Origin of the sequence: Amaricoccus sp., from assembly GCF_036846665.1 — a bacterium.
GTDB lineage: Bacteria > Pseudomonadota > Alphaproteobacteria > Rhodobacterales > Rhodobacteraceae > Amaricoccus.
Window position 1 is genome coordinate 1 of the sequence record NZ_DAIUBO010000020.1, and the last position, 15,472, is coordinate 15,472.

A 15,472-nucleotide genomic window follows, 5' to 3' on the forward strand; every position below is an offset into this window, starting at 1 on the left:
CAGGGCGTGAAGATCAACGACAAGCACATCGAGGTGATCGTGCGCCAGATGCTGCAGAAGTGGGAGATCTCCGACAGCGGCGGCACCACGCTGCTGAAGGGCGAGCAGGTCGACAAGATCGAGTTCGACGAGGAGAACGAGAAGGCCATCGCCAAGGGCCGCGCCCCGGCCAGGGGCGCGCCGATCCTCTTGGGCATCACCAAGGCGAGCCTGCAGACCCGCTCCTTCATCTCCGCCGCCTCCTTCCAGGAGACGACACGGGTGCTGACCGAGGCGGCGACGCAAGGCAAGCGCGACCGGCTTGTGGGGCTGAAGGAGAACGTCATCGTCGGACGGCTGATCCCGGCGGGCACCGGCGGTGCCACCGCCGCGATCAAGTCGATCGCCACCAACCGCGATGCCGCGATCATCGCCCAGCGCCGCGAGGAAGCCGCCGCGGCGCTCGCGGTCGAGGAGGCGGAACAGCAGGCCGCCGAAGCGGCCGCGGCCGAGACGGCGCCCTTCGAAGCGGACTGACTTATCCGCTGGCCTGAACGAAACTCAGACGGGGCGCCCTGACCGGCGCCCCGTTCGTTTTCGCACCACGCCGGTTGACGGCGACCCCGGCTCCGTCTCTGATTGCGGGCTCCCGGAGACCATCCCCATGCCTGAGCCGCTTGCCCGCGCCAACTGCCGGACCTGCCTGTTCGCCGGCCTCGCCGCCGGTCTCCTCGCGCTGGGACACGTGCCGGCAACCGCGGCCCAGGAGGCGCCACCGGGCACCGGCACGGCGCCGGCCCCCATCGCCGTCGGCGAGGATGCGGTGCCCGATTCCGCGATCCAGGCGCGCCTCGACGGCATCATCGCCGCCGTCCCTGCCTTCGCGGACATCCGTGCGGAGGTCCGCTCCGGTGTCGTCTCCCTGACGGGCAGCGTCGCCGAGGCCGCCGACGCGACGCGCCTCGCCGATCTGGCGGAACGGCTCCAGGGGGTCGTCACCGTCCAGAGCGACGTGGCGGCGACCAGCGACGTGGGCGAGCGCCTCACCCCCGCCTTCTCGCGGCTTCGCCTGCGCCTGCGCGAGATCGTCGCCGCCCTGCCGCTCGCCCTCGTCGGCCTCGTCGCCTTCGCCGCGATTGCCGGGATCGGCTTCGCGCTCACCCGCGGCTGGCGGCTCTACGACCGGATCGCGCCAAATCCCTTCATCGCCGACATCTATCGCCAGGTGGTGATGGTGGTCTTCGTCTTCGCGGGCTTCGTCGTCGCCCTCGACCTGCTCGGCGCCACCGCGATGCTCGGCACCATTCTCGGCGCCGCCGGAATCGTCGGCCTCGCGGTCGGGTTCGGGGTGCGCGACACCATCGAGAATTTCGTCGCCAGCGTCATGCTGAGCGTGCGCCAGCCCTTCGCACCGAACGACCTGGTCGAGATCGAGGGCACGATCGGCCATGTTATCCGGCTCACCTCGCGGGCGACGGTCCTGCTCTCGCCCGATGGCAACCACGTCCGGCTGCCCAACGCCATGGTCTTCAAGGGCAGGATCGTCAACTATACCCGCGAGCCGCAGCGCCGCTTCGTGTTCGACCTCGGTGTCGATCCCGACCGCGACCTCACCGCCGCCCGCGACACCGGCAGTGCCGCCCTCGTTCGCCTGCCCTTCGTGCTGGACGAACCCCGGCCCAAGGCCTGGATCGAGAATGTCGGCGATTCCAACGTCGTGCTGCGCTTCACCGGCTGGATCGACCAGCGGCGCACTGACTTCGAGACCGCGCGCGGCGAGGCGATCCACGCCGCCAAGCTCGCCCTCGAATCCGCCGGTTTCGCGCTGCCCGAGCCGGTCTACCGGCTGCGCATCGACCGCGGTGGACAGACCCCTGCCCCTACCCCGGCCACCCCGGCGCCGCCGGCTTCGCGCATCGACACCGCCGTCGCCGCGCGCGACGCCACCATCGAGCGCAAGGTCGAGGCCGACCGCCGCGCGGCACCGGACACGGACCTTCTGCGCCCGGACGGGGCCGCGGACTGACTTTCATCTGCCAGCGCTACGCGGACTGTCGCGCCGCTCCGTGACTAGGTCCTTCCGCCCGTCGGCAGGCTTCGCGGCTGCCGACGCACCGGGGAAGCCGTCCAAGCTGAAATCGTGCCTGTGCCGCGTGCATGCCGCGTGGATGGATTGTCCATGGGTTGTGCATGGCGCGTGCATGCCCTTTCAGGCCTCTGGCCAGCACCTGCCGGATCGCCTATTCGGGAACGGTTAGTAGTCCGGGGAGGCCCATGGCCCGCATTCTGATCACCTCCGCGCTGCCCTATATCAACGGAATCAAGCATCTCGGGAACCTGGTCGGCTCCCAGCTGCCTGCGGACGTCTACGCCCGCTACATGCGCGCCCGCGGCCATGAGGTCCTCTTCATCTGCGCCACCGACGAGCACGGCACCCCGGCCGAACTCGCCGCCGCCGCTACCGGCGAACCGGTCGCCGAATACTGCGCCCGGCTCTGGACGGTGCAGAAGGAGATCGCCGACGGATTCGGCCTCAGCTTCGACCATTTCGGCCGTTCCTCGAGCCCGCAGAACCATCGGCTGACCCAGCATTTCGCCGGCCGGCTCGCCGACGCCGGCCTGATCGCCGAGGTCGCCGAAAAGCAGGTCTATTCCCGCGCCGACGGCCGCTTCCTGCCCGACCGCTACATCACCGGCACCTGCCCCAACTGCGGCTACGAGCGCGCCCGCGGCGACCAGTGCGAGAACTGCACCAAGCAGCTCGACCCCACCGATCTCATCAACCCGCGCTCGGCGATCTCCGGCTCCACCGACCTCGAGATCCGCGAGACCAAGCACCTCTACCTGCGCCAGAGCCTGATGCGCAACAAGCTCCGGGACTGGATCGATTCCAAGACCGACTGGCCGGTGCTGACCACCTCGATCGCCCGGAAATGGCTCGACGACGGCGAGGGGCTGCAGGACCGCGGCATCACCCGCGACCTCGACTGGGGCATCCCGGTCCGGCGCGGCACCGAACCCTGGCCGGGCATGGAAGGCAAGGTCTTCTACGTCTGGTTCGACGCCCCCATCGAATACATCGGCGCCACAGCCGAATGGGCCGACGCGCATCCGGACGCCGGCGGATGGGAACGCTGGTGGCGGGAGGACGGGGGCGCGGCGGACGTGCGCTACGTCCAGTTCATGGGCAAGGACAACGTGCCCTTCCACACGCTCTCCTTCCCCGCGACGCTGCTCGGCGCCAATGCCGACGGAGCCGAGACCTGGAAGCTCGTCGATTACATCAAGTCCTTCAACTACCTCAATTACGAGGGGGGCAAGTTCTCGACCTCCGAGGGGCGCGGCGTCTTCATGGACCAGGCGCTGGAGATCCTGCCGGCGGACTACTGGCGCTGGTGGCTGATGTCGAACGTGCCGGAGGGCTCGGATTCGAACTTCACCTGGGAGAGCTTCCAGGCCGGAGTGAACAAGGATCTCGCCGATGTGCTCGGCAATTTCGTCAGCCGCGTCACCAAATTCGCCCGCGCCCGCTTCGGCGACACGCTTCCGGAGGGCGGGGCCCACGGGCCGCAGGAACTGGCGCTGATCGGGGAATTGCAGCGGGGGCTCGACAGCTATCAGGCGATGATGGACGGCATGGCCTTCCGGCGCGCGTCCCAGGACTTGAGACAGATCTGGGTCCTGGGCAACGAATATCTGCAATCCGCCGCGCCCTGGGCCGCCTTCAAGTCGGATCCCGACCGCGCCGCGGCGACCGTCCGCTTCGCCTTCAACCTGATCCGGCTCTACGCGATCCTGAGCCGCCCCTTCCTGCCCGAGGCCGCCGCGCGGATGCTGGCGGCCCTCGGGCATCCGGAGGACACCTGGCCGACCGATGTCGCCGAAGCGCTCGCGACCCTCGGCCCCGGCCATCGCTTCGAGGTGCCCGAGGTGCTCTTCGCCAAGATCGACGATGCCCGGCGCATCGAGCTGGAAGCCCGGTTCTCGGGCGCGGGGTAGGCGGTGGGCACGCGCGCTCAGTTGATTAGATCATTATAATCGTTACATTATTTCTCCAGTCTTAACGAATTTGCAACCCTCGCCGAGCCAGTGCCTTCGGCCTGAAACGCGGCCCGGCACAGCATCGGTTGCTTCGGATCCCAACGGCCGGCGTGACACCCGCTGCGCCAAGGCCTAGGTTTGCGGAGCCGACCGAAGGAGGTGCCGCATGTTCCCGATCCGGGATCACAACCCGTCCGATGGCACGCCCTTCGTCACCTATGCGCTGATCGCGCTCAATGTCCTCGTCTTCCTCAGCTACGCGGGAAGTTTCACCGACGAGGCGCGATTGGTCGCCTTCTTCGACCAATGGGCGCTGATCCCGGCCCGGCTGACCAACGGAGAGGGCTATGCCACGCTCGTCACCTCGATGTTCCTGCACGCCGGGCTGCTGCATCTGGGCGGCAACATGCTGTTCCTGTGGATTTTCGGCGACAACCTCGAGGATGCCTTCGGGCATCTGGGATTCCTCGCCTTCTATCTCGCCTGCGGCGCGCTGGCCGGGCTGGCGCAGGTCTGGTCGGCGCCGGGTTCGACCACGCCGATGGTCGGCGCGTCCGGGGCGATCGCAGGAGTGATGGGGGCCTATCTGTTGCTCTTTCCAAAGGCCCGGGTGGACGTGCTGATCATCCTGATCATCATCATCCGGACCATCGCCATGCCGGCATGGATCATGCTAGGCGTCTGGTTCGCCATCCAGCTCGCGGGCAGCTACACGAGCTTCGGACTCGACAGCGGCGGCGTGGCGCATCTCGCGCATTCGGGCGGTTTCGCGGCCGGTCTGCTGCTGGCGCTGCCCTACTGGCTGCGCAAGGGAGGCCCGGCATTCTGGCGGCGCAACCACGGCGCGCCGCCGCATCCCGCAATGTTCCGGGCCGGGCGGATCACCGACATACCAACGGTCCGGCGCCGCCGCTGAGCGGGAAAGCATTCCGGTGGCTCTCCGGATCGACGCCTCGGCTGGACCTTCCACCCAGGGGAGGCGGGGGCGGGAGTTCGCCACCGCAGCGTGACAGACGTCGAGGGCCGGCGATTGGCGCCGCCGGGGATCAGACCCCGAGGCACCAGCGCATGATCGCCTTCTGCACGTGCAGGCGGTTCTCCGCCTCGTCGAAGACCACCGATTGCGGGCCGTCCATGACTTCGTTGGTGACCTCTTCCTCGCGGTGCGCCGGCAGGCAGTGCATGAAGAGCGCGTCGGGCCTGGCGGCCGCCATCAGCCGCCCGTTCACCTGATAGGGGCGAAGCAGGTTGTGGCGGCGCTCGCGCGCACTCTGGGCGTCGTGCATCGAGACCCAGGTGTCGGTCACGATCAGGTCGGCCCCGGCAGCGGCGCGCTCGGGATCGCGTTCGATCGCGACGGTCGCGCCGTTCGCCCGCGCGAATTCCACCGCCTCGCGGGCGGGGTCGAGCGTCGGGGGCCCGGTGAAGGTGAAGTCGAAGCCGAAGCGGCCGGCGGCGTGCAGGAAGGAGGCGCAGACATTGTTGCCGTCGCCCGACCAGACCACCTTGCGGCCGCGGATCGGGCCGCGATGCTCCTCGTAGGTCATCACGTCCGCGAGGATCTGGCAGGGGTGGCTCGCGTCGGTCAGGCCGTTGATCACCGGCACCGTGGCGTTCTCGGCCAGTTCGGTCAGCGTCGTCTCCTCGAAGGTCCGGATCATGATCAGATCGACGAAGCGCGACAGCACGCGGGCGGTGTCGGCGATGGTCTCGCCGTGGCCGAGCTGCATCTCGCCGCCCGAGAGCACCAGCGTCTCGCCGCCCAGCTGCCGCACGCCGACGTCGAAGCTGACCCGCGTCCGGGTCGAGGGCTTCTCGAAGATCAGGGCGACCATGCGGCCGGCGAGCGGCGTCGTCGCGTCGGGGGTGGCGCGCGGGGCGTTGCCGCGCGCGGCCTTCATCGCCGCCGCCTGATCGAGGATCGCCCGCAGGTCGGCGGACGCGGTGACATGGATGTCGAGAAAGTGCTTCATTGCCGCGCCTCCAGGGCCGATGCCGCAGCGTCGAGGCGGCGCAGCCCCTCGTCGACCTCCGCGTCGCTGAGATTGAGGGGCGGCAGGATGCGCACCACGTTGCCGGCGGCGACCACCGTCAGGATCTTCGCGTCATAGCCCGCCGCCACCACCTCGCCGTTCGGCACGAGGCAGCCGATCCCGAGCATCAGCCCCTGGCCGCGCACCTCCGAGAACAGCTTCGGATGCGCCGCGACCAGCCCCTCGAGCCCCTGGCGCAACCGCCCGGCGGTGCGGCTGACGCCGGCGAGGAACTCGGGCGTCGCCACGATGTCGAGCACCGCGCAGCCGATGGCGCAGGCGAGCGGGTTGCCGCCGTAGGTCGAGCCGTGGGTGCCGAGGGTCATGCCGGAGGCGGCGTGCTCGGTGGCGAGGCAGGCCCCGAGCGGGAAGCCGCCGCCGATGCCCTTGGCGATCGGCATGATGTCCGGGGTGATCCCCGCCCATTCGTGGGCGAAGAGCCTGCCGGTGCGGCCCATGCCGGTCTGGATCTCGTCGAGGATCAGCAGGATGCCTTCCGCGTCGGCGATGGCGCGCAGGTCGCGCAGGGCCGCGTCGGGAAGCTGGCGGATGCCGCCCTCGCCGAGGATCGGCTCGGCCATGATCGCCGCGGTCTGCGGCCCGACCGCCGCGCGCACCGCCTCGATGTCGCCGAATGGCAGGATGTCGAAGCCCGGCAGCAGCGGGTCGAAGCCCTTGACGAGCTTCTCGCCGCCGGCGGCGGAGATCGCCGCCATGGTGCGGCCGTGGAAGGCGCCCTCGAAGGTCACGATGCGGTGCCGCTCCGGCTGGCCCTTGGCCGAGAAATGCTTGCGCGCCATCTTGATCGCGCATTCGACCGCCTCGGCCCCTGAATTGGTCACGAAGACGGTGTCGGCGAAGGTCCGGGCGACGAGCTTTTCCGCGAGCCGCTCCTGGTTCGGGATCCGGTAGAGGTTCGAGGTGTGCCAGAGGCGCCGGCCCTGGGTCTCCAGCGCCTCGACCAGGGCGGGATGGGCGTGGCCGAGCACGGCGACGGCGATGCCGGCGCCGAAATCGAGATAGCGCTCGCCGCCTTCCTCGATCAGCCAGGCGCCCTGCCCTTCCACGAAGGCGAGCGGCGCGCGCGCATAGGTCGGCAGGACCGGAGTGATCACGGGTAAACCTCCACGGCGACAGGATGTCGGGCGGGGCCCCGGGGGCGATGCGCGGGGCCAAGCGGACCTCTTGCCGCAAGCCCGCAGGCGAGTCAATCGCGCCTTCCGGCGCCGCGATCCGGCGCCGTCCCCATGGGGACACTCGCCAGCCATATGAAATTAAACGATAAAAGTGTTAACGCCCCGATTCCGATCCCCGTGTCGGGGGCGGGCGGGGCCTGCTGCGGGGATCAGCTCTTGAGCCGGTAGCCGGTCCGCAGCCAGCGGAAGGTGAGCGCCCCGAGCGCGACCACGGCGAGGGTCGCATAGGCGAGACCGAGGGCGGGCGGGGAATCGCTCACCCCCAGCGCGCCGAAGCGCATGCCGTCGATGAGATAGAAGATCGGGTTGACGTGGAGCAGGATCCGGAACGCCTCCGGCACCGCGGCCGCGGAATAGAAGGTGCCCGACAGGAAGCTGAGCGGGGTGACGACGAAATTGGTGATCGCGGCCATGTGGTCGAACTTCTCCGCGAGAATCGCGGTGATCATGCCCATGAGCGCCAAGAGCGCGCTGCCCACCAGAATGAAGGCGAGCGCCCAGAGCGGATGCGCCGGCAGGATGCCGAAGAGCGGGAAGAGCACCGCCGCCACGCCGGCCGCGACGAAGAGGCCGCGGAAGACGCCGCCCAGCACGAAGCCGGTCAGCAGCTCCGACGGGCTCAGCGGCGGCATGAGCGTGTCCACGATGCTGCCCTGGACCTTGGAGACGAGGATCGAGCTCGAGGTATTGGCGAAGGCGTTCTGGATCACCGTCATCATCAGGATCCCGGGCGCGAGGAAATGCGCGAAGGGCAGCCCCATCACGGCGGGCCGCTGGCCGCCCAGCGCCAGGGTGAAGACCGCCATGAAGAGCAGCGCCGTCGCCACCGGCGCGGCGAGGGTCTGGGTCCAGACATTGGTGAAGCGGCGGATCTCGCGCCCGGTCAGGGTCGCGAGCCCGAGCCAGTTGACCCGGCCGAAGCGCTTGACGCCCTTGCCCGGCCTGCCCCGGCCCGGGTCCCCGGCCGTGTCGATCGCGCGGTTTTCCATGGGTCGCGCTTGTAACCGAAGCGTGGCTGGTTACAATGGCCGCGAGCGTGCCGGCCGATTGTCGGACCCCGCGCGCAATCCCGCCCGACAAGGCCGACGGAGACGAACGAGATGTCCTGGACCGATGAACGCGTGGAGGCCCTGCGGTCGATGTGGACCGAGGGCAAGAGCGCCAGCCAGATCGCCAAGGAGCTGGGCGGGGTGACGCGCAACGCCGTGATCGGCAAGGTGCATCGCCTCGGCCTCTCGAACCGCGGCGGCAACGGCGACCAGGAGGAGGGCTCCGGCGCGCCGGCCGAGCCCGCGGTGGCGGCGCCGGTGGCCGAGCCGGTCGCCGCGGCGGACCCCGAGGACGAGGAAGAGGAGGCCGCGGCGGCGGAACCGCCCCGGGTCGTGCGCGAGCAGCCGCAGGCCAACCGCCCGCGCGTGCCGGGGCAGCCCATGCCGCCGCAGCCTTCGGGCTCGGAGATCAGCGCGGAGGCGCTGGCCAACCTGGCCGAGGTCGCGAAGAAGTCGCGCAGGCTCACGTTGATGCAGCTGACCGAGCGCACCTGCAAATGGCCGGTGGGCGATCCCGCGACCGAGGAATTCTGGTTCTGCGGCCTGCCCGCCTCGCCCGGCAAGCCCTATTGCGAGGCGCATGTGGCGGTGGCCTTCCAGCCGATGTCGGCACGGCGCGACCGGCGCGCCGGCGGGCGCTGACCGGCGCGGGGCAGAGCCTCGCTTTCTTGCCGGTTCGCGCGCGGTGGCCCCGGCGGTTCAGTTCGTCGCGTCGTTCCGCGTCTGCAGCAGATCGCCCCAATCGGTGCGGTAGGCCATTTCCGCCAGCACCGTCTCGGGCAGGAACTCCTGGCCCTCGCGGACCTGCCATCCGCCGCCCAGCGCCTTGTAGATGGCGACGAGGTTTTCCGCGACCAGCGCCCGCGCGGTGACCAGATTGGCCTCCGCCGCGAGCAGCGCCTGCTGGGTGTTGAGCACGCGCGTATAGTCTGTCACGCCGTCGCCGTATTGCTTGGCCGCGATCTCGGCGGCGCGCCGGGCCGCCTCGACGCTCTCGGCCAGAAGGGCGGTCTGCGCGCGGGCCCCCTTGTAGGCGGCCATGGCGTTGTCGACCTCGCCATAGGCCATGAGCACGGTGTTCTGGTAATTGGCGATCAGGCCCTGATAGGCGGCGTCCTGCGCCCGGACGTTGTTCTTGAGCCGGCCGTAGTTGAGGATGTTCCAGCTGACCCCCGGCGTGAACACGCCGGTCCGGCTGCCCGCCTCGAAGAGATCGCTCGTGGAACTGGCCTGGAAGCCGATGCCGCCGGAGAGGATGAACTGCGGATAGAGCGCGTTCATCGCGACGCCGATCTGGGAGGCCTGCGCCGCCGCCTCCAGCTCCGCGGCGCGTATGTCCGGCCGGCGGCGCAGGAGCTCCGCCGGCACGCCCACGGCGACCTCGGAGCGCGCCCGCGGAATGCTTCCCGAGCCGACGAGCCCGTCCATGCGCGACGGCGGCTGCGCCAGCAGCACCGCCAGCGCGTTCTTGGCCTGCTGGAGCTCGCTCTCCAGCGGCGGGATCAGCGCCTTGGTATTGGTCAGGAGCACCGTCGCCTCCTCGACGTCGAGCTCGGTCGTCACCCCGCCGTTGAATCGAACCTTCGCGAGGTCGAGCGATTGCTGCTGCAGGTCGATGTTGCGCCGGGCGATGCCCAGCGTCTCCTGGATCGCGCGGATGTTGATGTAGGTCGCGGCGACGTCGCCGGTCAGCGTCACCAGCGCGTCGTCGTAATTCGCCACCTGCGCGGCGAGATCGGCCCGCGCCGACTGCACGTTGCGCCGCAGCCCGCCCCAGACGTCGAGCTCCCAGGCCGCATCGAACCCGACCTGGCTTGAGGCGAAGTCGAGATCGAGGTTCGTGACCCGCTCCACCTCGCTGATGTAGCTGAGATTGTCGCTCAGGCGCCGCCTCGTGGTGCTGCCCGCCAGCGTCTGCGACTGCGGGAAGAGCTCGCCATAGGCGATGCCGAGCTGCGCGCGCGCCTGGAGCACCCGCGCCCCGGCCATCTGCAGCGTGAGGTTCTGGGCATAGGCCTGGGCGATGAGCGCGCTCAGCGTCGCATCGTCGAAGGTCTGCCACCAGGCGACCACCGGGGCGCTGCGCGAGGTCAGGCCGCTCGAGGCGTCGCGGCTCGGCGCATTGGCCTCGAGCCAGGCGCTGACCTCGGGCGTCTTGGGCTGGACGAAATCGGGACCGATCATCGCGCAGCCGCCAAGAAGCGCGGGCAGCGCCATCGCGGTCATGCAGCGCCGGAGCCCGCCCGGCAGGATCTTTGCCATCGCTCTCTCTCTCTGTCCTCAACCAGAATGGCCGCCGCCGGTTAGACGTCCAGCGGTCGTATGAAGTTGCCGAAAGAATAGAGCCGGATGTTGATCCGGCGCAGGAACGCGAAGCTCTCGCCGCCGCCGGTGTAGATCGCCACCGCCGCATGGGCGCCGGCGGCGAGGATGCGGTCGGCGGGCGGGTCGTCGAAGGTGATCTCCACCGCGATCCGCCCCGGCAGCTTCGGCAGCACGAATTCGGGCAGCCGGCCCGAGGGCAGGTACTGGCCCTGGGAGGTCGCCCACCAGACCGCCTCGACCCGGCCCTTGAAGATCTCGCCCGGATAGAGGTCGAGCGCGATCTCCACCTCCTGCCCGGGGGCGACGAACTTCAGGTTCTGCTGGCGGAAGGTCGCGAGGATATAGGGATCGGCCGCGGTGACGAAGCTCGCGATGGCGCCGAGCCGCACGTCGCCCACCACGAGGCCCGGCCGGGCCTGCTGCGAGACGATCATCCCGTCCTCGGGCGCGACCAGCGTGGTATTGCCGAGGAAATACTCGGCCTCCGCCAGCTGCGCGCGCGCCTGGGCGACCCCGGTATTGACGCCGTCGATGGTGGAGCCGAGCGCGAGCTGCGCCTTCTCGAGATTGGCCTTGGCCTCGGCCACCGCGGCGGTGTCCTCCTCGACCTGGGCGTTCCAGCGGTCGAGCTCGTCCTGCCGCGCCCCGCCCTGGGGCACGAGGTCGGTGAAGCGCTTCTGCTGCTGGGTGGAATATTCGAGCTGCGCCTCGGCCCGGATGACCGCGTTGCTCGCGGCCGCCACGTCCTGCTGCAGGATCTTCGCGTTCTGCTCGGCCGCCACCAGCTGCGCCTGCGCGGCGTCGACCTGGTGCTGGAAGATGGTGGTGTCGAAGCGGTAGAGCGGATCGCCCTTCCTGACCGGCGTGTTGGGCTCCACCAGCACCTCGGTCAGGACCGTCGGCTGGGTCAGCCGCGGCAGGATCTGGATCGTGCTGCGGATCACGTGGCTGTCGACCGTATAGGGCTGGTAGAAGCGCAGGGCGACCAGGAAGATCAGCAGGAGATGCAGCCCGACCCAGCCCGAGACGATGCCCCAGACGATGTTGAACTTCAGCCACCGGAAGCGGAAGAACACCATCCAGACGAAGATGATGTAGAAGACCGTGATCCCGACGGCCATCAGCATCGCGGCAATTCTCCCGGCATCTGGTTGCGGGCGGAGCGGGTCATCGCCGGCCCGTCACGCGGAGGCCTGCGGCGGGGGGGCCTCGCCGGCGGCGGGGCTGCTCGGGGGCTCCTCGGGCTCACCGCGCAGTCGGGCGATCTCGCGGCGTATCACGTCCTTCTCCTCGTCGGGAAAGCGGCGGATGTCGACGGTGGCGGAATCGTGGAAGGCCCAGAGGAAGGCATGCACCCAGGGCACGACCACCAGAAAGCCCATGTAGCCCATGATCCGGACCGATTCCGCATGCGGGTGGTTGCGCTTGATGGCGATGCGGCCGGGCAGCCCCATGAGGAAGATCAGGATCGCCATCGCGGCGAGCAGGAGCAGCACCAGGGCGAGAAACGTGAGATAGTCGTAATAGTCGAGCGGGCGTCCGATAAGATCCATGGTGCGCCCTCCCGCTCACGCATAGTCAACGTCACGAATTCCGGGGCCGATTCTAGCCCGATGCTGGCGGAGCGGCAATCTCGGCGCCGCCTCTGCGATGCCGCTCCGGGAAAACCGAGTCTTTTGGGTCACGCCCCCGGGGCCGTGCAATCGGGTCTCCGGATGCCCCGATCGGCCGGGGACACCCCGAACCGGCTAGGGCGAGGCACTGCCTCGCGCCGGTTCGTCGGCGGGACGCGCGCGAGCGCGGCGAGCGGGGGGGGGGGCCCGGGTTCCACCGGCGGCTGGCAAGCCGCGAAGGGAATGCGGCGACGCCGCGGGCGACGGACGCCGGTCAGAAGCGATCAGGCGGTCGCGGCATCAGACCGAATAGGTATCGTCGAGCGCATAGCCCGAGGAGCGCACGGTGCGGATCGGGTCGCGGTCGCCGCGGCGGTTCAGCGCCTTGCGCAGCCGGCCGATATGCACGTCGACGGTGCGGATCTCCACATAGACGTCCTCGCCCCAGACCCTGTCGAGCAGCTGCTCGCGGGAGAAGACCCGGCCGGGGCGCTGCATCAGCACGTCGAGCAGGCGGAACTCGGTGGGGCCGAGATGCACGTCGCGCTGGCCGCGGCGCACGCGGCAGAGCTGGCGGTCGAGCACGATGTCGGCGAAGGTCGCCACGTCCCCGGCCAGCATCGGCGCGGTGCGGCGCAGGACCGCGCGCATCCGCGCCACGAGCTCGGACATGGAGAAGGGCTTGGTCACGTAATCGTCGGCGCCGACGTCGAGGCCGCGGACGCGGTCCTCCTCCTCGCCGCGGGCGGTCAGCATGATGACGGGGATGTCGCGGGTTTCGCTGCGGCTGCGCAATTGCCGGCAGAGCTCGATGCCCGAGACATTGGGCAGCATCCAGTCCATCAGCACCAGGTCGGGGCGCGATTCATCGACCGCGATCATCGCCTCGTCGCCGTCCGAGGAGGTCGCGACGGTGAAGCCCTCCTTGGAGAGATTATAGGCGAGGAGCTGGCTGATCGGCTCCTCGTCCTCGATCACCAGGATCTTGGCGCACATCGGGGGATCCTCTCGTCTGGGCTCACTCGTGAATGAAACCGACGCCCGTCGGCTCGCCCTTGGGGCGGTCGTCGCCGAGCGGCTCGCCCTTGACGATGTAATAGACCATCTCGGAGATATGCGTGGTGTGGTCGCCGATGCGCTCGAGGTTCTTGGCGATGAACATCAGCTGCGCGCCGATCCCGATCAGACGGCTGTCCTCGACCATGTAGGTCACCACCTCGCGGAAGATGGCGTTGTACATCTCGTCGATCTCGTAATCCTGGTTCCAGATCTGAACCGCGAGATCCACGTCGCGCGAGGCATGGGCGTTGAGCACGTCCGAGAGCTGAGCGAGCGTGGTCTTGCCCATGCGCGCGATCGAGGTGGTCAGCCGGATGGGCCGCGCCGAGGAGAGCGGGATCGCCCGCTTGGAGATGTTCTTGGCGAGATCGCCGATGCGCTCGAGGGTCGAGGCGATCTTCATCGCCGCGATCAGGACCCGAAGATCCGCCGCGACCGGCTGGCGCAGGGCGATGATCTTGACCACGCTTTCCTCGAGCGCCATCTCCATCGCGTCGAGCGCGCTGTCGCGGTCGATGACCTGGCGCGCGAGCACCGCGTCGCGCTCCTGGACCGATTGCAGCGCCTTGGAGAGCAGTTCCTCGCAAAGGCCGCCCATTTCCGAGATCCTGGCCTGAACCTGGACGAGATCCTCGTCGAACGACGCAACGATATGGGCCATGGCGGTCGGGTCTCTCCTCGGCTTCCCGCGCGCCCGCCGCGGGCGCGCGTTCCTCGGCGGCGCCGGGCGATCGGGGCCGCGTCCTGCGGTGAACGTCAGTCGACAGCATTATAGGGCGGATCGCAACAGGGCCATGACAGTTCCAAGACGAAACCGTGACAGTGCAAGCCGTTCACATTCCGAGAGGTTTCGCCTCGCCGGGGTCTGGAGGCGGCGGCTGGCGGGCGGCGTCTGCCGAAGCGGCCCTGGGCAGCCAGACCGTGAAGCGGCTTCCCTCGCCGGGCTTCGAGGTGATCTCCAGGCGGCCCTTGTGGCGGTTGAGGATATGCTTGACGATGGCCAGGCCGAGCCCGGTCCCGCCCTTGTTGCGGCTGTGGCTGACATTGACCCGGTAGAAGCGCTCGGTCAGCCGGGGGATATGCTCGCGCGCGATGCCGGGGCCGGTATCGGCGATGGTGATGCCGCAGCGGTTGGGATACGCCCGGCTCGGGGGGGCGGTGAGCACGCGCACGCCGCCGCCGGGGCCGCCGTATTTCATCGCGTTGTCGATCAGGTTGGTGAAGACCTGCGAGAGCTGGTCGCGGTCGCCCGTCACCCGGCAGTCCTGCGGGTCGAGCTCGAGGAGGAGGCCGACGCCCTGCTGGCTCGCGATCGGCTGCAGCGCCGAGACGCATTCGGTGACGATCCCGTTCAGCGACCAGATCTCGACCGGCCGGAGGTGCTCGCTCATCTCGATGCGGCTGAGCGACATCAGGTCGTCCACGAGCCGCTGCATGCGGCCGGCCTCCCGCGCCATGATGCCGAGGAAGCGCTCGCGCGCCTCCGCGTCGTCGCGGGCGTGGTGCTGGAGCGTCTCGATATAGCCGATGACCGAGGCGAGCGGCGTGCGCAGCTCGTGGCTCGCATTGGCGATGAAGTCCGAGCGGAGCTGCTCGGCCTTGTGCGGCTCGGTGCGGTCCTCGAGCTGCACGATCGCGCGCCGGTCGGTGCTGAAGGCGGGATCGGCGGGCAGCAGCCCGACCCGCGCCTCGAAATGCCGCTCGCTGCCGTTGAAGGTGGTGAAGCGGCAGGCGCGCTCCTCGCCGTCGGCCAGCGTCGCGGTGACGGCGGCGACGAAATCCGGCGCGCGGATGAGATGCGCGAAATGCGCGCCCGGCTCCACATGCGGCAGGGCCGCATGCGCCGCCGGATTGGCGTAGGCGATGCATCCGTTCCGGGCGATGACGAGGAGCGGCGCCGGGAGCTTCTCGAGGAGCGCCCGGCCCGGATCGGGCGCGGGCCGCGGGGGATGCGCCGGGTCCCGCGGGGGTTCGGAAGGCAGCACCGCCGCGCTGGCGGCGAGGCGCCTGGCGACCGGCACGGCGAGAAGGACGACGAGCCCTCCCGCCAGGAAGGCGGCCAGCGGCGGAAGGCCCAGCGCCGCCGAGAGCGCGGCGAAGACGGCCACCGCCAGCGCCAGCAGGGGATGGAACCATTCCGCCATGCCGCCTCGTTTCCCCCGCGCCGCCGGCCCCTA

At 69.6% G+C, this 15,472-nt stretch carries 13 protein-coding genes and 1 pseudogene; 5 read left to right on the forward strand and 9 right to left on the reverse strand.

Going from position 1 to position 15,472, the window contains the following annotated elements; translation table 11 throughout:
- The 4 genes and pseudogenes from V7050_RS03465 to V7050_RS03480 form a co-directional block, all read left to right on the forward strand.
- Positions 1-516, forward strand: a pseudogene (locus tag V7050_RS03465) (DNA-directed RNA polymerase subunit beta'); the annotation flags it as partial.
- Positions 517-643: 127 nt separating this feature from the next.
- Complete coding sequence (locus V7050_RS03470; RefSeq protein WP_324365585.1) at positions 644-2,005, forward strand: mechanosensitive ion channel domain-containing protein; 1,362 nt, start codon at positions 644-646, stop codon at positions 2,003-2,005.
- Between the two features lie 248 nt (positions 2,006-2,253).
- Complete coding sequence (gene metG, locus V7050_RS03475; RefSeq protein ID WP_324365586.1) at positions 2,254-3,978, forward strand: methionine--tRNA ligase; 1,725 nt, start codon at positions 2,254-2,256, stop codon at positions 3,976-3,978.
- A 208-nt stretch (positions 3,979-4,186) separates the two neighbouring features.
- Positions 4,187-4,936 (forward strand): rhomboid family intramembrane serine protease, encoded by a 750-nt coding sequence (locus V7050_RS03480; protein WP_324365587.1) that lies wholly within the window; start codon positions 4,187-4,189, stop codon positions 4,934-4,936.
- A 130-nt stretch (positions 4,937-5,066) separates the two neighbouring features.
- Here the strand turns inward: V7050_RS03480 and argF are convergent, their stop codons facing one another.
- The 3 genes from argF to V7050_RS03495 form a co-directional block, all read right to left on the reverse strand.
- Positions 5,067-5,993, reverse strand: a complete 927-nt coding sequence (gene argF / locus V7050_RS03485) for an ornithine carbamoyltransferase (protein ID WP_324365588.1) — start codon at positions 5,991-5,993, stop codon at positions 5,067-5,069.
- Entirely contained in the window at positions 5,990-7,168 is a 1,179-nt protein-coding gene (locus tag V7050_RS03490) for an aspartate aminotransferase family protein (RefSeq protein ID WP_324365589.1), read from the reverse strand. The genes argF and V7050_RS03490 overlap by 4 nt, the downstream gene beginning before the upstream one ends.
- 230 nt (positions 7,169-7,398) lie before the next feature.
- A complete protein-coding gene (locus V7050_RS03495) occupies positions 7,399-8,238 on the reverse strand; it encodes an ABC transporter permease (RefSeq protein ID WP_324365590.1) in 840 nt (279 codons plus the stop codon).
- A 111-nt stretch (positions 8,239-8,349) separates the two neighbouring features.
- Here V7050_RS03495 and V7050_RS03500 point away from each other — a divergent pair, with 111 nt between their 5' ends.
- Entirely contained in the window at positions 8,350-8,940 is a 591-nt protein-coding gene (locus V7050_RS03500; protein ID WP_324365591.1) for a GcrA family cell cycle regulator, read from the forward strand.
- Positions 8,941-8,997: 57 nt separating this feature from the next.
- Here the strand turns inward: V7050_RS03500 and V7050_RS03505 are convergent, their stop codons facing one another.
- The 6 genes from V7050_RS03505 to V7050_RS03530 all read right to left on the reverse strand — a co-directional run bounded on the left by V7050_RS03505 (position 8,998) and on the right by V7050_RS03530 (position 15,439).
- Positions 8,998-10,560: an efflux transporter outer membrane subunit gene (locus V7050_RS03505; RefSeq protein ID WP_324374360.1), complete on the reverse strand. Its 1,563-nt coding sequence runs from the start codon at positions 10,558-10,560 to the stop codon at positions 8,998-9,000.
- Positions 10,561-10,601: 41 nt separating this feature from the next.
- Positions 10,602-11,750, reverse strand: a complete 1,149-nt coding sequence (locus tag V7050_RS03510) for an HlyD family secretion protein (protein ID WP_324365593.1) — start codon at positions 11,748-11,750, stop codon at positions 10,602-10,604.
- Between the two features lie 54 nt (positions 11,751-11,804).
- Positions 11,805-12,176: a DUF3302 domain-containing protein gene (locus tag V7050_RS03515; RefSeq protein ID WP_324365594.1), complete on the reverse strand. Its 372-nt coding sequence runs from the start codon at positions 12,174-12,176 to the stop codon at positions 11,805-11,807.
- Positions 12,177-12,536: 360 nt separating this feature from the next.
- Entirely contained in the window at positions 12,537-13,232 is a 696-nt protein-coding gene (phoB, locus tag V7050_RS03520) for a phosphate regulon transcriptional regulator PhoB (protein ID WP_324365595.1), read from the reverse strand.
- Positions 13,233-13,254: 22 nt separating this feature from the next.
- Complete coding sequence (phoU, locus tag V7050_RS03525) at positions 13,255-13,956, reverse strand: phosphate signaling complex protein PhoU (protein WP_324365596.1); 702 nt, start codon at positions 13,954-13,956, stop codon at positions 13,255-13,257.
- Between the two features lie 172 nt (positions 13,957-14,128).
- On the reverse strand, positions 14,129-15,439 hold the full coding sequence (locus V7050_RS03530) for a sensor histidine kinase (protein WP_324365597.1): 1,311 nt from the start codon (positions 15,437-15,439) through the stop codon (positions 14,129-14,131).
- Between the last annotated feature and the right edge of the window lie 33 nt (positions 15,440-15,472).

Bases quoted from the DNA above. Each gene is read 5' to 3' on its own strand.
- V7050_RS03470 (WP_324365585.1), top strand. From the start codon at position 644: ATGCCTGAGCCGCTTGCCCGCGCCAACTGCCGGACCTGCCTGTTCGCC.
- metG (WP_324365586.1), top strand. From the start codon at position 2,254: ATGGCCCGCATTCTGATCACCTCCGCGCTGCCCTATATCAACGGAATC.
- V7050_RS03480 (WP_324365587.1), top strand. From the start codon at position 4,187: ATGTTCCCGATCCGGGATCACAACCCGTCCGATGGCACGCCCTTCGTC.
- argF (WP_324365588.1), bottom strand. From the start codon at position 5,993: ATGAAGCACTTTCTCGACATCCATGTCACCGCGTCCGCCGACCTGCGG.
- V7050_RS03495 (WP_324365590.1), bottom strand. From the start codon at position 8,238: ATGGAAAACCGCGCGATCGACACGGCCGGGGACCCGGGCCGGGGCAGG.
- V7050_RS03500 (WP_324365591.1), top strand. From the start codon at position 8,350: ATGTCCTGGACCGATGAACGCGTGGAGGCCCTGCGGTCGATGTGGACC.
- V7050_RS03505 (WP_324374360.1), bottom strand. From the start codon at position 10,560: ATGGCAAAGATCCTGCCGGGCGGGCTCCGGCGCTGCATGACCGCGATG.
- V7050_RS03510 (WP_324365593.1), bottom strand. From the start codon at position 11,750: ATGCTGATGGCCGTCGGGATCACGGTCTTCTACATCATCTTCGTCTGG.
- V7050_RS03515 (WP_324365594.1), bottom strand. From the start codon at position 12,176: ATGGATCTTATCGGACGCCCGCTCGACTATTACGACTATCTCACGTTT.
- phoB (WP_324365595.1), bottom strand. From the start codon at position 13,232: ATGTGCGCCAAGATCCTGGTGATCGAGGACGAGGAGCCGATCAGCCAG.
- phoU (WP_324365596.1), bottom strand. From the start codon at position 13,956: ATGGCCCATATCGTTGCGTCGTTCGACGAGGATCTCGTCCAGGTTCAG.
- V7050_RS03530 (WP_324365597.1), bottom strand. From the start codon at position 15,439: ATGGCGGAATGGTTCCATCCCCTGCTGGCGCTGGCGGTGGCCGTCTTC.